Origin of the sequence: Yoonia maritima, from assembly GCF_002933395.1 — a bacterium.
GTDB lineage: Bacteria > Pseudomonadota > Alphaproteobacteria > Rhodobacterales > Rhodobacteraceae > Yoonia > Yoonia maritima_A.
In genome coordinates this window covers 86,569-102,066 of sequence record NZ_CM009490.1, presented here as the reverse complement: position 1 = coordinate 102,066, position 15,498 = coordinate 86,569, and the positions used below count along the sequence as shown (strand labels likewise).

The window sequence follows — 15,498 nt, the reverse complement described above, 5'->3', positions numbered from 1 at the left end:
GATCTGCCAGTTTTTGAGAAATTACTGAAAGCCAAACAAAGACAAAAAAGATTTACTTCCCAACCATAAGCTGCACCCTAAAGGCACTATTAACATGGTCAATTTCTGATCAGTCGTTGGCTTTTCGGAAATAGGGGGAGATCACATGACGCATGATACAAGACCAACCGTCATAGTTGCCGAAACACAAGAGATCGTTCGTGAAACGGTTGCGCGACACATCGCAGACAATTGTGGCATTACCGTGGCAGCCGAAACGGATGATGGTTATAGCACGATCAAAGCGTGTCGACAGTTTCAACCAGACATCCTTCTTCTTGATATGGCGATCGCTTATCCATCTGGGGTTGAAACGCTTTCACGTCTAAGGTCGAGCCTGCCTGACCTAAAAATCATTGCTGTTACCGAAGATACATCTGTGCCAAACGCGATATATGCTTTGTCCAAGGGGGTGATCAGCGTTCTAACCCGCAAGGCAAGCGCCGATGACTATCTAAACGCCGTGCGCGCGGCGCTTAAAAATCATTCCTACCTGCCAACAGACATCATTTCGGCGTTTCTGGATGCACGCCGCAGTCTGGTGCGTAGCGGAAATATGTTTGGATTATCATCGCGAGAAATGGAAGTTCTAGAAGCCTGCGTCAGCGGCGCATCAACACGCGAAGTCGCAGAAAACCTAAACATTTCTGTGCGCACTGTCGAAACCCACCGGCACAACATTTACCGCAAGACCGACTGTAGCTCGATGCAGGATCTGGAAAAGTTCGTATTAGACATTTGACACCCCTAGGTCCTGCGTAGTGTTCTACGTAGCGCATATGATACCATAGGTATTCGCCGTCTTTATTCTTCTTAAGATCGTACAAGGAGATAGACATGGCGAATTCCATCACAAGCGACGAACCATCAAAATTTGATCCCAGCGAAGTAACGCTAGAATCGGCATTTATCACAAAGCTTGTTTTGGGGGTCGCAGTTCCAAAGACCGAAGCCGGGGAAACCCCCGACATTACTAAATTTCTCAAAAAGCACCCCAAGCCCTCTACGGTTGATGATCGCCCCCTACCCGGCGAACAAAAATTCGGCCCTGATATGAAACGCCCCCGCGGCGATGACCGTTCCGCAGAAGAGATTATTAAATCAAACCCCACGCTCGCGCATCTTGCCGCAAAAGACCAAAAAGCGTTGGCTGAAAAGGTCGGTGATTATCACAATGATCCCGACGCCGCCTACCGCGCATCATCTGTCATTAATCACATCGAACATTTCGACGAAGACGGCAAAGAAATCACCGGCGACAGTGTGGGCGATGGTACCATCAGCGGCTGGACACGCGCCAACCGCAATGATCGCAAATCCGAAGCAAAGCACGGCACAGAGGCCGGGCGCTTTCAGGATTTCACCAAATATGGCTATTCGTTCTTTAAGGGCGACACCGCCGCCGATGGTAAGCCGCGCGGTGACGAAGCCGCCAATGGATTGGATCGATTTACCGTGCGGCCTGAGGGCGATACCCGCTCTGCTCAGGACATCATCGACACGTGCCCAACATTAAAAAACCTTGCCCCCGGCGACAAAGAGCGCCTGAAACTAAAAGTCGGCGACTTTGAAAATGACGCTGACGCCGCCTATCGCGCGGTTGCTGTCATCAACATGATTGAGAATTACAGCGCTGACGGCACCCCGCTTTATAATGGGGATACTGGCAATGGTAAGATCGACGGCTATTACAAAGCACTCGATTTTGATTCAACAATTCCATTCTATGCTTGGTTCACCGCACATATTGACCGCAAAGCCAAAGGCGGCAGCGAAGCCGCCCGGTTCGAAGATTTTTTAGACGAAGGTTTCAGTGCCTTTGACGATAAAATCCCAATCGAAGGTCGGCCCGTTAATGGCGAGGCCAGCAATGGGTTGAACCAAAATACCAAACGCCCCAAAGCCGACAGCCGTAGCGCCGAAGATATTATCAAAGACAACCCATCGCTCGCTAATCTGTCTAAGAAAGACAAAGACGCGTTGAAAGATCTTGTCGGTGATTTCGAAACCGATGCGGACGCGGCCTATCGGGCCTCATCTGTGATCAACCAAATCGAACATTTCGATGAAAGCGGCAATGAACTGTTTGGTGACAAGGTTGGTGACGGCACGATCAGCGGTTGGACACGTGCCAACCGCAATGACAGAAAATCCGAAGCAAAACATGGCACCGAAGCGGGCCGGTTTCAGGATTTCATCAAATATGGGTTTGAATCACTTAAAGGCGACGCCGCAGCCGATGGCAAATACAACGGCGATGTCGCCGACAGCGGGCTTGATCGCTTTACCACCCGCCCCGATGACGATCCGCGCTCGGCCAAGCAGATCATCAATGATAACCCAGAGCTGAAAAATCTGTCCGACAAGGAAAAATCTTATCTCAAAAAGCACTGCGGGGATTTTGAAAACGATGCAGACGCGGCCTATCGGGCGGTGTCTGTCCTGAACCACATTCGTAATTTCGACGCTAACGGTAACTTTGTCCCGACCGCAAAGCGTACAGGAAGCAAAGCGGCCTCTGCCTATCCAAAATACCGCAAACAGCGACTAGAGGATTTTGGCAACAATGGCTTTCGGACCCTGCACGGGGATGACGCGACCATCCACGGGATGAAAAAGGATACAAAGCCCCCGGAACACACCCGAATACATGGCGAAATATCCGCAGAATCCGTCCGGCCAACCGGCGATGATAGATCCGCCAAGGACATCATCGAAGACAATCCAATCCTCGCCAATCTGTCGGACAAGGATAAACAAGCGCTCAAACGGCGGGTTGGTGATTTTGAAAACGACCCGGATGCCGCATTCCGGGCGGTCGCCGTTTTGAACCATATCGAATACTTTGATGCCGACGGGAACCGGCTAACTGGCAAAGACGTGCATAACGGCGCGATCAACGGCTTTACGCGCGCCAATCGAAACGATCCAAAGTCAGAAGCAAAACACGGCACCGAAGCGGGCCGTTTCCAAGACTTTATTGATCACGGGTATAGCACGCTAACCGGCCATGCTGACATTGATGGCATTCCTGTTGGGCTGGACAAACGCGACATTCCGCGCGACGGGATAGGCGCGCCTGACGACCTGCCCGCAATGCCCCTGTCGCTGGATGACCGCGAAGAAATCAGCACCAAAGCCCATGAAATGCTGAACGAAGAGCTGGACAAAGCGCCAAAAGGTTCAAAAGCCAAAATTTTGCACAATCTCATCCACATGTATGCCAATGCGGATCAACCGAAATTCAAAGGCAAGGTCGACAAGGACAAGCTGGAAAAAGACATCGCCGCCCTGTTGGACGACCCCGAAATCGTCGCGATCCAAGAACGGATCGAAGACACCGTATGTCGCGAAGTTACGGGTAAAACAGGCGATCAAGTTGTTGCAGAGGTCGAAGACATTCTGAGCCATGCAGAAGTCCAAGACCGTTTGGATCAATTGGAACCCGGCGTGCGTGCACGATACGTCAAAAACCTGATCGACACCGTGGGCATGTTCGACTCTAAGAAGGCAAACGAATTACGTGGTGCCGAGGCAAGTCGCACATTGGACGACATTCTGGACCCAACCAATCTTGAAAACATGACAGTCGAAGAACTGACCGTTTACGTCGAACAGATGTTGACTGGATCGCTTTCTATTTCGCGTATCACGAACGGGACCGTCGGCAGCTTTGCTGGGGCTTATGAAAAATTAAGCACAGAAAGCCGGGAACGCGTGGCAACAGCAATCGCCGAATTCTTTACAAGCGGCAAAAAGCCAAGCGAACTTAGCGAGTTGTTCAATAACCATTCTGATCTTACGACGGCTGAAGCGAACGCCGGAGAAGAGATAGTTGCCCAGCTCAAAGCCTCTGAAGCGCTTGGCGTATTCGGGACTGTCCTTGCTGGGGTCGCTTTTTTTGCTAACTTCCGCAACGTGGGTGGCCAAGAACTAACCCCTCAGCAAAAGTTGCTATTTGTGGCTGATGCATTTTCAATGACAGGTCAGATCGCAGGCAGCGTACCATTCTGGAAGGCCATTGGTATTGCTCCAAAGGCCCGCAATCTTATCGCGGCGACACAAAATTTCTATCAGTCCGTCAAGCAAGCCTTCGGTGGCAAAATCCCCGAAATCGTCGATGAAGCCCTGGCAGATGGCATCATCACCCCAATGGAAATGGTGGACATTAGAAACGCTGCTCCAAACGCAAAGGGCAAGGCGGCAATTGATGCCGCGATCGAACGGTTCCGCGATACAATGGGCGTCGGAGGAGAGCCGATCAATTACGAAGCCATTGATTTGTCCACGGTGGAAGATATTGATCAATTCGCTACTGATTTCTTTGGCAAAGACTATTTTCCTGAAAACACTACCGTCAGCGTCGACGACATCGAACAGGAAATATCGCAGATATTCGAAGACGCAGGCCTTGATCCAATTCCCGCATTCAATCCCGATCTGGATTTTGACGTTCCAACCCCTGACGGCATCGAAAACATGCATCCCGATATGACTGCCGACCTGAACGAAGCACTCAATGTCAGCGGCCTGCGCGAAGAGCATGGTCTAGAAACCATCACAGAAGAGGAAGCGCTCTCAAACCCTGAACTGGTACACGAACAAATCGCTGAAATCTCCGAAAATGGCGGCGACGAAGCCGTAGGAAGGCTGGTCGAAGCAACGTCATCCAAGGGGGCCGCCTATTTCCTAAAGGTGCTTGTTGGGCTCGCGCCAATTGGGGATTTGCTGTACGCAGGCCTGAATTATGACGCCGCGTATAACGACTTTAGCGCGGGCGAATATGAAATGGGTACGCTTGATACCTTGGCCGGGGTTGGTCTGACATTGTCAGGCGGGTTTGGTGCCGCTGGTTGGATTGGTGGCGTTCTCGAAGTTTCGGCACTCAGCGGACCTCTGTTCCCGATTATGACTGGCTTTGGTTTGGCCGTCGTTGCTGTGGCGACCATCGGCAAAATGGCGTTGCAAGGACAAAAGCACGCCAAAGCCGAAGCGGAATTAGACAAAATGTTCAAAGGTGGCGCAGGGAACGACGAAAACTACTATCTAAAATAGCAGACCGCCGCGCGATCCATAACGGATAACATCAAAAGAGCCAGCAATCGCGACGCGATGCTGGCTCTGTAATTTTCACGACAATCCACCGGTACCTTCAAGATCGGACGATAGGTTATCACCATCGCCACCATAATCTTTGTGGTTATCTTCGTCCAATCCGAACCCAGAAGAAAACTGTCCGCGGTCCCGTGCTGCCGCGCCTTTTTCGCCTTCCCAATACTCAAGGAAATGCGCCACTTCATCGCGGCGATAATCAAATAGGCTGATCCCATCGGGCGCATCCCGCTGCCCATAGTTAGCCATATAGGCATCCAGAAAACGGAACTTGTCTAACCCATCTTCTGTCAACAACCCGTCTGCGTCTAACTGTTTAAAAAAGTCTTGCATGTCTTCACGATAGCCGGTGATTTGCTTGGTCCGTTTGATGTCGTTTAGAATGTCCGGAATAACCGTCGCAATCGACAAGATAGCTGAGATAAAGAATGATGGCGCAGCCGCCGATTTAATAAAGCTAAGCCCTTTCACCAGTCCCAAAGATGACGCAAATCCCCCGACAAGCCCGAACCCACCAGCCGCAACCTGAAGTGCGCCCTTTGATGTGGTGACATCATCCCCTTTGGCCAAACCTTTTTCGATGGTCAGCGCCCCAATCACGATATCGGCGGCCCCTGCAAAAGTATCCGCGCCTGCGCTCATCACGACCAGCGCCGCAGAGGCGGCCTTGTGGAAACCAGAAGCTGGCTTGCCATCCGGCCCTTTGACTTCGGGGCGCAGCTGATAACCTTGCTCGATACCTTGAACCAGTTTTCCGTATTCAGCATCGCTCATGTCAATGACGGTGCTTTTGTAGGTATCGCCCTTTGACGCGCTATCAATCGCGCTTTCAAATGCGGCTTCAAACGCACGAATATCCCGGTTTTCGCCGTGGGTGACCTCGGACGGGGCCTTGAGCAAATCATCAAGAGTCTTATCCATTCCAATCAGTGGCTTAGCTGGAGACTTCTTTTTGGCGTCCGGGTCTTGGTCCGCAGGGCGTCCTGCATTTTCATACTCGCGGTCGATATTCTCGTTATAGGCTTTGACCTCTTTATTGTAGTCGCCGATGATGTTGTTCGCCAAATCAGCAAAGTGTTTTCCCGACCCGATAAAGCTGATGAAATCCTTGGCTATCGCCAATCGTTCTTCTGGGGTGTCGGCCAGCGTGCCACCCTTACCAGACAGTTGATAAATCGCTGAAATCAGGGACACCGCACCCCCCAATGATCCGATGATGCCTTTCTTGGTCAGGTCATTAAAGACGGCACGAACGGTCGATCCCTCTAGGCTGCTATATTTGCCATTACCTAGCACCTTATCGACGTCTTTTTCTGTCACAGTGCCTGTCTTAGAATAAGTCGCACCCAGTTCCTGAAGTGCGGCACTGAAATCTTTGGCGGTTTTTTTATTTCCCAGCATCTCGGTAAAGAATTTTTCGGCCTCGGCACCACGCCGCCCCAGATCAAGCCCGCCTTTTTTGATTAGCGTCAGGAACACTTTAACAAGGTCAGTACCCGCTTGGGTCAGGTTTTCTTCGCTAATCATGCTGGGGTCCGCCATCAGGCTGTCCAGCTCCATCGTCATGGAATTCAGCTCCATGTTTTGGGCGAACTCTGCCGCTGCGTCGGGATCGGCCGCCAACAATGACGTATAGGTTGCTGTGATATCATCCTGAGCGACTTGATCTTTCCCATCAGTAATCAGGTCTTGGATCATTTTCACATAATCCGCGCCAAAGGCCATATCCTTTAGGTCTTGGACAATATCAGCGCCGCCTTCAACCTTGCCTAACGCGATCTCGCGGGCCTCTGTAATATCCGCCGATACAGCCTCCGAACTCATCAATTCAGCAATTGTGTCGTTCACTTTGGTTTCATCAATGATGTCTTCAAAATCGCGGCCCAGCACGGGTTCTACATCGACACCTGTGCTGATGTTCAAGGTAAACACCCCTGCACCATCATCCAGATACGACCCAGCCTTAAGCGCCCGAAACAATTTGGCACGGTCGTCATCCGCCGCAATCGACCCGTCGTCGATACCAGCCTTCCAATCGGCCATAACAGTCTGCCATGCCAATTCGGTAACCGTTAGGACATTACCGTCTTTGTCTTTTTCCGTTGTATCCAATGCCGCGATGTCAAGCTCTTCCAAGCGCGGCAGGCCCGCTTCCTCGCGTGCAGCGTTCACAGCATCCGTGCGTTCTTTGGTTTCTTTGGCGTCCATTGCAGGAGTAATCACATCCTCCATTTCACCTTTAAGGCTTGAGAACCCGAATTTTCCGAAATCCTGCAACCGCCCAGCTTCACTGCCGTGCTTTGCCTCTCCGCTTTTGCCAAAGCCATCGATGCTTCCATTGCCGACGTTCCCACCGCCGGTACTGTTCCCGTCATCATCATAGGTTTCGATGTGTTTTAGAACCTGAACCGCACGAAACGCCGCATCAGGATCGTTTTCGAAATCGCCGACCTGCTCTTTCAGCATTGTTTTAATGTCGCTTTGGTTACCAAGGTTTTTCAGTAACGGGGCATCGTCAATAATCTGGCGGGCGCTGCGTTGATCGCCTTCGGGGCGTTCCCATTGAATCCCTAGCGCGGCAGCCAGTTCCTGTGCCTTCGTGTTGTCTGCAGCCTTTGACGTCTGTCGAATTTGGCCTTTCAGATTGGACAACCCATATTTGCCAAAGTCTTGCAGGCGCCCTGCTTCGGTTCCATTCCGCGCTTCGTCGCTGCTCGTGAAACCGTCAATCCTGCCGTTCCCGATGTCGGTGTTCGCGATCCGGTTTCCGTCGCCATCAAACTGTTCAACATGCCGCAAAACTTGTACCGCGCGATAAGCAGCATCTGCATCATTTTCAAAGTCGCCAACCCGTTCTTTTAGCATCTCTTTGACGTTGCTTTGCGTGCCTAGGTTCCGCAGCAGCGGATTGTCATCGATAATATCTTGCGCACTACGGGTATCACCATCTGGCAATTCCCACACAATCCCAAGCGCCTCTGCCTGCTCACGCGCAACAGGGTCTTCGGCAGCTGTCGTGATATGCTGCAACTCGCCCTCAAGGTGCGAAAACCCGTATTTGCCGAAATCTTGTAAGCGACCTGCCTCGGTTCCATGAACCGCATCACCGCTTTTCTTAAAACCATTGATTTTATCATCGCCTACGCCGCCGCCAACCTGACGATCGCCTTTGGCATCAAAACGTTCGATATGCTCCAAAACCTGCGCCGCGCGATAGGTGGCATCAGCGTCAACACCAATCTTACCACCAACCCGCTTTTCCAGCGCATCCCGCACACCGCTTTGATTGCCAAGGTTTTTTAACAGCGGGCTGTCATCAACGATTTCTTGCGCTGTGCGCCTGTCATTCGCCGGACGTTCCCAACGAATACCTGCATCTTTGGCTTGTTCTTGGGCATCTTCCCACGCCGCAATGTTATCTGGATCGACCGAAGACGGGTCAACTGCACTCGATGGGGTGGACGCACTAACGTTGGGCATGGGGGCACCTTTTTGATCTGCGTGGCCTTGCATCACAAAACCACTTGGGGTTGATCAAAGGTGACGATCTTTAAGTGACACGGATGTGACACACATTCGTTGTCGGCTGTTTTCAGCCGCCCAACTGGCCGCGCATTGCTTGATAGATGACAGCAGTGGCGACATTGGCCAAATTCAACGATCGCACACGGGTATCAAGCATCGGCAAACTGAATATCCGATCGTCCATGCCATTTAAAACCTCGGGCGGTAGCCCTTTGGATTCACATCCAAATACCAAATAGGCATCCTCCGGGTAAACGGGATCATAGATCGTTTGCGACCCGTGTTCTTCGAAAAAGAAAAGCTGATCTAACGATGGTTTTTGATCATCCAAAAAGCACTGCCAACTGTCATATTCCGTCAGATTTACATGTTTCCAATAATCCGTTCCGGCACGCCGCACGGCTTTTTCATCTAAGGAAAACCCATAGGGTTTGATTAAGATCAGTTCGAGATTCAAAGCAACGCTTGTCCGCCCAATAGCGCCGGTATTGTAAGGAATTTCAGGTGTTACCAACACCATTTTCATGCATGGATCAGCCATTGGATGAGTGGACTTTCTTAATTGGGGGCGCAGACGCCGCTTTACTATTCTAATGCGTTCACAGCACTAGCGATTTTCCAAAAACTGATACGCCTCAAGAAGCGTCGCCGCGAGCCCGTCAAAGAATCCCGGAACACCAATATCAATCAACCCAGAAGGTGCCGGCCCTTCATCTTGATACGAAATTTCAGCAGGTCTGACATGGATAATTCCAGAAGGCGCAGCAAGCAGTTCACGATAGCTCGCGCCCTTACCATGTTTCAGCACATTCACCGCAAGATAGTATTGATGCACCCGCTCCGCGAGGTCGGCTTTCCCAGCATCCGATAACGCTGCTGTTAGTTTTCGCGAAAACGGTCCGCGCCTAAAGTGGTGCTGCATCTGCCGTTCGAACAACGTAAACGTGTCCACAACAACAGCTTCAAGCGCAACATAGGCGGCGCGCAAGTCTTCAACTTGTGCCTTTGATCCGTCGGAGCCTTCAAAATGTTCCCGAACCGCTACAATCTTGTCTTGGGACGTTTTTGCATCGGCCTGCGCAGCCGCAACCAGTTCCGGCACAGTTTGTGAAGTTTCCATCGTTCATTCTCCTTAATATCCAACCTCCCTTAAGCTACGCGGCAGAAATTGATAGTGGCCCGGTGCATTCATTCGCGCCGCCACACGAATTTTCATCTCATATTCTTGCAGTTTTGGGATTTGACGTTTATCGACATTTCACGCTTTCAAAGCGATCCAGCGAATAGCCAGACACCACATAAATCATTGTGCCGTAAAGTTAACCCTTTGCGCACTCTTTGACTTTTGGGAGATCGGCTTGCAGGTCAATCCATCGACATACGGTCTTTATGATCCAACACTTGAACACAGCGCATGTGGCGTTGGGTTCCTGACCCGAAAAGATGGCCAGCAGACGTATGACGTTCTGAAGCGTGGGCACGAAGCCTTGTGTGCGGTGCCGCATCGCGGTGGCATGTCATCCGAAGGCGTTGGCGACGGGGCAGGCATATCTGTTGATTTGTCGCTGAATTTCTTTAGCAAACTTTGCGGTCAGCCCCTATCAGCTGGGCAATTTGGCGTTGGGAATTTCTTTCTGCCGGTGGATATTGCGCAACATGAACAGGCGAACACCCTGATCGAAACCGCGCTTCTGGCCGAGGGCATGACAGTCCTGCACAGCCGCGATGTTCCCGTCGACAATAGTGCAATCGGCGACCGCGCTGTCAAACATCAATTGTTGGTGCGTCAATGGATTTTCGCGGCCCCCGATAGAATGCCGCAAGACACGTTTGATCGCCGTATTCATCAAGTATTATTAGCAATCGAAGCCGACGCATACACCCAACCAGCACTTGATGGGTTATACCCGCTTTCGTTGTCATCGCGGATGCAGGTTTTCAAAGGTCGCTTAAATTCATGGGAAATCATCCCCTATTTCAAGGACCTGTCCGACCCTGAACACTCGGTTCACACGATGTATTTCCACACGCGATTTTCGACCAATACTGATCCGCACCCATCAATGGCCCAGCCATTTCGGCTCATGGCGCATAACGGAGAGCTGAACACAGATAAAAAGAACCGACTGTCCGAGGCCGCAATTGCGCTCGCCCGCAACAAATCCATTCAGCGCCCCAAAGGGCAATCTGATAGCTGCCGCTTGGATCAGACTCTGAACTCTCGTGTCTACGACGAAGGGCTCGACCTGATCACAGCCGTTGTCGCCATGATGCCCCCCGCATGGGAAAATGACACGCGCCTGTCCCCCCAAGTGCGTACCATGCTTGAATATTTCTCTCTGTCCGAAGAGAAAAACGACGGCCCCGCCGCGCTTGTGTTTGGCAATGGAACCCTGATCGGGGCGCGGCTAGACCGGCTTGGCTTGCGGCCAATGCGTTCGGTTGAAACACGTGAATATCTTGCCGTCATGTCAGAGGCGGGGCAGATTAACTTTCCGCCCAATGACGTGCTGCGCCGTGGCCGCGTCGAAGCAGGTGGGATGATTTATTTCGACCACAGCACGGGCCGAACATACGAAACCACCGAAGCGCTAGAAATGCTAGCCAAGGCCAAAGACTATCCCGCGCTGTTGGCCGCCGCACAGATCAACATTGACGATCTTCCCCACTCCGAGAGTAACCCGGCAGAGGCCGCAGGCCGCTATGAAGGCGACTTGGAACGCCCTGCCCGCTACGTTGGTTACACGCTCAATCAGGAAAGCTTCAAATTCCTGATGGACCCAATGCTGCAAACCGGGGTCGAAAAGGTATCCGCAATGGGATACGGCAATGCGATCAACGCATTGTCTGACAATGAAGGCGGCGTTGCGAAATACTTTAGCCAGCGTTTTGCACAGGTCACAAACCCACCGCTTGATTCAATCCGCGAATCTGACGGGATGACGCTGCGGGTCGCGCTTGGTGAAAAACCGCACCTTGGCCACAGCCGTTCACGTCAGATTGTGGTGAATTCGCCGGTCTTGCGCATGATCGATATGCTTAAGATCAAAGCGCAAAAAGACACCCCTTGGGCGCGTTTTGATACGCTGTACACGCCGGTTTTCAGTGACGCCGCTGCCAATGAAACCGCCCTTATTGACGCTATTGACGACGTGGCCAACCAAGTTGTCGACTTCGCGCGCACACAAGGTGGCATCGCTATTTTAACTGACCGTCACCTGTGCCGCGCGAAATCGCCGCTGCCGATGACATTGGCCGTTTCCGCGATCAATCAACGCCTGATCCAAGAAGGTGTGCGTTTCAAGGTATCGTTAGTTGTCGAAAGCGGGCAAATTTGTTCGTCGCATCACATCGCCTGTGCTTTGGGCTTTGGCGCGGCGGCTGTCTATCCGCTGTCTGTCAGGATGCGCGCCGAAGAACTGTTCGGAACCGACGCGGCCATTGCCTATGGTAAATTCAAAAAAGCGGCCGAAAAAGCGCTGATGAAAACCATGGGTAAAGTTGGCCTATGTACCGTCGAAAGCTATTCCGGCGGCGAATTCTTTGAACCTAACTTTCTTGATACAAACGATCCGGTTTTCGCAAAATATCTACCAAACATGAAAACGCCAGTTGGCGGTGTCCGGTTTGACGTTGTGGCCAAATCAGTCGCCGATTGGCACGAACGTGCGCTCAATGTCGCAAGCGACAAGGACATCCCAATCCTTGGTTTGTTCAAAGAACGCTCTGAAGGTGCAGGCCATAGTTACGGCACCACGGCTGTGCGTGGGTTTGTGGACCTGACCGAAGAGCCCATCAGCTTTGCCAAGGCCGAAAGCGAAACCGATCCATTGCGTCTGTTGACGCTGCGCCAGATGGACGACGCATTTGGTATTGATGATGCGGGCTATGTGAACACGTCATTTGAAAAACTAACCACAGACCAAATTAACAGCTTTGAAATCACCCCTGGCTACCGCACGTTTAGCCGCACAATGACCGAAGAACGGCACCGCCGCCCGGCCGCTTTGCGCGATGTTTTGGCTTTCCCTGCGGATATTACGTTTCTTGATACCACCCAAGAAATGAAGCGCGAGATGATGCTGTTTAACCGCGCAGGAAACCGCAATTTCGTGATCCGTGGGCTGCGGTGCGAACCCTTAGATGACGGCGAATTCCTGCTGCATCTCACAGGACCAAAGGCCGGGGATATCGGGCGGTTGGATGTGCTGGCAACGACCTTGGTAGACCGGTTTGGTCCCGACATCGAAGGCCATCACATCACCAAAGGCGTGCTCAAAGTTGCGGCGCGCGGCATGGCGTTTGACTATTTATCGCGGCTGCGGACAGCCCCAGACCGCATTGAACTGAGCCAAGTTGAGCTTGCATCGGACATTACTGGTCGGCTCGCCTCTGGTGCGATGTCACACGGGGCTTTGGTTTCTTCGGCCCACGAGGCCGTCGCCCATGGCACAAACATGGTTGGCGGGATGTCCAACTCTGGCGAAGGCGGTGAACATATCAGCCGTTACGGCACCATTCGTTCCAGCCGGATCAAACAATTCGCTTCAGGGCGCTTTGGTGTCTGGGCCGGATATCTGGCGGACCCTAACCTCGAAGAAATCGAAATCAAAATCGGCCAAGGCGCGAAACCCGGCGAAGGCGGTCAACTGCCAGCGCCAAAGGTCACCGTCGAAATCGCCGCTGCACGCGGCGGCACACCGGGGGTAGAGCTTATCTCGCCGCCGCCCCACCACGACACCTATTCCATCGAAGACCTTGGCCAGCTTATCCACGATGCCAAGGCCGCACGCGTGCGCGTTATCGTCAAACTGGTCAGCTCCGAAGGCATCGGAACCATCGCCGTGGGCGTCGCAAAAGCGGGTGCAGATGTCATTAACGTCGCTGGCGGCACCGGGGGAACAGGCGCTGCGGCAGTGACTTCGCTTAAATATACCGGGCGCGCTGCGGAAATCGGTATCGCCGAAGTCCATCAGGCGCTTTGCGCCAACGGTATCCGGCAAAAGGTGATGTTGCGCTGTTCAGGCGCAATGCAAACTGGGTCTGATGTCGTCAAAGGCGCGTTGCTTGGTGGTGACAGCTTTGAATTCGGCACCACCGCTTTGATGATGCTAAAATGTGTGATGGCAAAGAACTGCAACGTAAAATGCCCCGCAGGTCTGACCACAAACGCCGAAGCATTCGACGGCGATCCACGCGCACTTGCGCAATATTTGCTGAACATCGCCCATGAAGTCCGTGAAATTCTTGCGGGTCTGGGGCTAACATCCTTGGAACAGGCGCGCGGGCGTACTGACCTGTTGCATCTACTGGATCATCCGGCGTCGGTAGGCAAATTAGACCTACGTGCGATGCTGACCCGCGTTCCAGAAAACCCGGTCGATAACCCTGTGTATTTGGAAAAAGACTTTTCGGTCGATGATGCTTTGCTGGATCAACTTAAGGCACGATTGATTGACGGCGGTGAACAGCAGATTGAATTGCGCCCGAATGCCCCTCTGAATAACCGAAATAAAACAGTTGGCGGGCAGCTTGGTATTGATATCGAACGGATGCTGAACCACGAGCTGCCAGACCTTCCAGCGGCGGCATTCCAAGACAAACGCGGTCGCCGCTATTTGGATCACAACAGCGTTCGGATCGTAACCAACGGCTCTGCGGGGCAAAGCTTTGGTGCATTTTGCAATGACGGCATGGTCATGGCCCACACGGGCACATGTAACGATGGCGTCGGCAAAGGCGCATCAGGCGGCGAAATCATCGTACAAAGCCCGGGCGGTGCCGAAGGGGCGGAAAACGTTCTTGTTGGTAATTTTGCGTTATTTGGCGCGACCGGCGGCCGTACCTTTATCGAAGGGCAAGCTGGGGATCGGTTCGCCGTACGTAATTCAGGCGCAACAGCCGTCGTCGAAGGTGTCGGTGATTTTTGCGCGGAATACATGACCAACGGCGCGATATTGAACTTAGGCGGCTTTGCCAAAGGCTATGGCAACGGGATGTCAGGCGGGTTTGCTTATCAGTTCGATCCTGAAAACAGACTTCCCGATATGATCAGCCATGATTCCGTTCTGATGGGCACGCTGGTTGATGGGTCTGACCATGCTGCGATCCACGAAGACGCGATCAAGCAGATGCTGTCGTGGCACATTAACGCAACCGGTTCGGCCATTGGGCGTGACCTGCTCAATGACTGGGAAACAACCCGCAACCACATGGCATGGATCATGCCAAAGGCGTTGCTGCAATATCAGGATGCTGATGCCATCCTTGCGGCGCGGTCGCGCAAAGACCTGATCGACGAACTCTCCACAGCGCTTGCCGCGCATCAAATTTCCGAGCTCAAGGTCGCTTGGAAAAAAGGGCGGCCTGTGCACCGTGGCGCGCTGCCAGCCTACGGAGAAATGGACACACCAGAAATGTTCCGCCTTCTTGCCAGTTACATTGTGCTGGAACAGGCACAGGTCATCGCAACAAAGCGGGTTGGCGGGGCCGACCGTATTGCCCGTGACAAAGCCGCCCGAAATCTGATCCTGACCGAAGATTTCGGCGTCATGTCTGCGCTTGCCAAATACGCCAAGAAATCCGTCGAAGACTACGATGACGCGGGGCTTGCCGCACTTGTTGCGAACAAACGGCTGTCGGATTTCAAACGCGCGCTAAGCATGCGCAACATCCTAAGCATGGACAGCCCTGGCACCTATGCATGGATCATGCACCAAAGCGCCAAAAACCGGGCCGCTTTGGGCCACATCCCTAGCTTTGATGAACTGTTTGCTGAAAACGCCCTGCCTGACCTTTTGGCGCGGGTCCCTGCGGAGTAGA

6 protein-coding genes are annotated in these 15,498 nt (G+C 52.6%); 3 read left to right on the top strand and 3 right to left on the bottom strand.

Annotation, left to right across the window (positions count from 1 at the left end; translation table 11 throughout):
- The first annotated feature begins 145 nt into the window (after positions 1-145).
- A complete protein-coding gene (locus CYQ09_RS00485; protein WP_106743452.1) occupies positions 146-781 on the top strand; it encodes a LuxR C-terminal-related transcriptional regulator in 636 nt (211 codons plus the stop codon).
- 95 nt (positions 782-876) lie between these two features.
- Entirely contained in the window at positions 877-5,094 is a 4,218-nt protein-coding gene (locus CYQ09_RS00480; protein WP_106743451.1) for a hypothetical protein, read from the top strand.
- Positions 5,095-5,169: 75 nt separating this feature from the next.
- On the opposite strand, the gene CYQ09_RS00475 is transcribed toward CYQ09_RS00480, so the two are convergent.
- The 3 genes from CYQ09_RS00475 to CYQ09_RS00465 all read right to left on the bottom strand — a co-directional run bounded on the left by CYQ09_RS00475 (position 5,170) and on the right by CYQ09_RS00465 (position 9,796).
- The gene (locus tag CYQ09_RS00475) at positions 5,170-8,631 is read right to left on the bottom strand and encodes a hypothetical protein (RefSeq protein ID WP_162617500.1); all 3,462 of its coding nucleotides are present in this window, start codon (positions 8,629-8,631) and stop codon (positions 5,170-5,172) included.
- Between the two features lie 112 nt (positions 8,632-8,743).
- On the bottom strand, positions 8,744-9,217 hold the full coding sequence (locus CYQ09_RS00470) for a tRNA (cytidine(34)-2'-O)-methyltransferase (RefSeq protein ID WP_106743449.1): 474 nt from the start codon (positions 9,215-9,217) through the stop codon (positions 8,744-8,746).
- Between the two features lie 66 nt (positions 9,218-9,283).
- Entirely contained in the window at positions 9,284-9,796 is a 513-nt protein-coding gene (locus CYQ09_RS00465) for a hypothetical protein (RefSeq protein ID WP_106743448.1), read from the bottom strand.
- Positions 9,797-10,034: 238 nt separating this feature from the next.
- On the opposite strand from CYQ09_RS00465, the gene CYQ09_RS00460 reads away from it, so the two are divergent.
- Positions 10,035-15,497 (top strand): glutamate synthase-related protein, encoded by a 5,463-nt coding sequence (locus CYQ09_RS00460; RefSeq protein WP_106743447.1) that lies wholly within the window; start codon positions 10,035-10,037, stop codon positions 15,495-15,497.
- The last annotated feature ends 1 nt before the right edge of the window (position 15,498 follow it).

Excerpts from the sequence above, each read along its gene's own strand:
- CYQ09_RS00485 (WP_106743452.1), top strand. The coding sequence starts at position 146 with ATGACGCATGATACAAGACCAACCGTCATAGTTGCCGAAACACAAGAG.
- CYQ09_RS00480 (WP_106743451.1), top strand. The coding sequence starts at position 877 with ATGGCGAATTCCATCACAAGCGACGAACCATCAAAATTTGATCCCAGC.
- CYQ09_RS00475 (WP_162617500.1), bottom strand. The coding sequence starts at position 8,631 with ATGCCCAACGTTAGTGCGTCCACCCCATCGAGTGCAGTTGACCCGTCT.
- CYQ09_RS00470 (WP_106743449.1), bottom strand. The coding sequence starts at position 9,217 with ATGGCTGATCCATGCATGAAAATGGTGTTGGTAACACCTGAAATTCCT.
- CYQ09_RS00465 (WP_106743448.1), bottom strand. The coding sequence starts at position 9,796 with ATGGAAACTTCACAAACTGTGCCGGAACTGGTTGCGGCTGCGCAGGCC.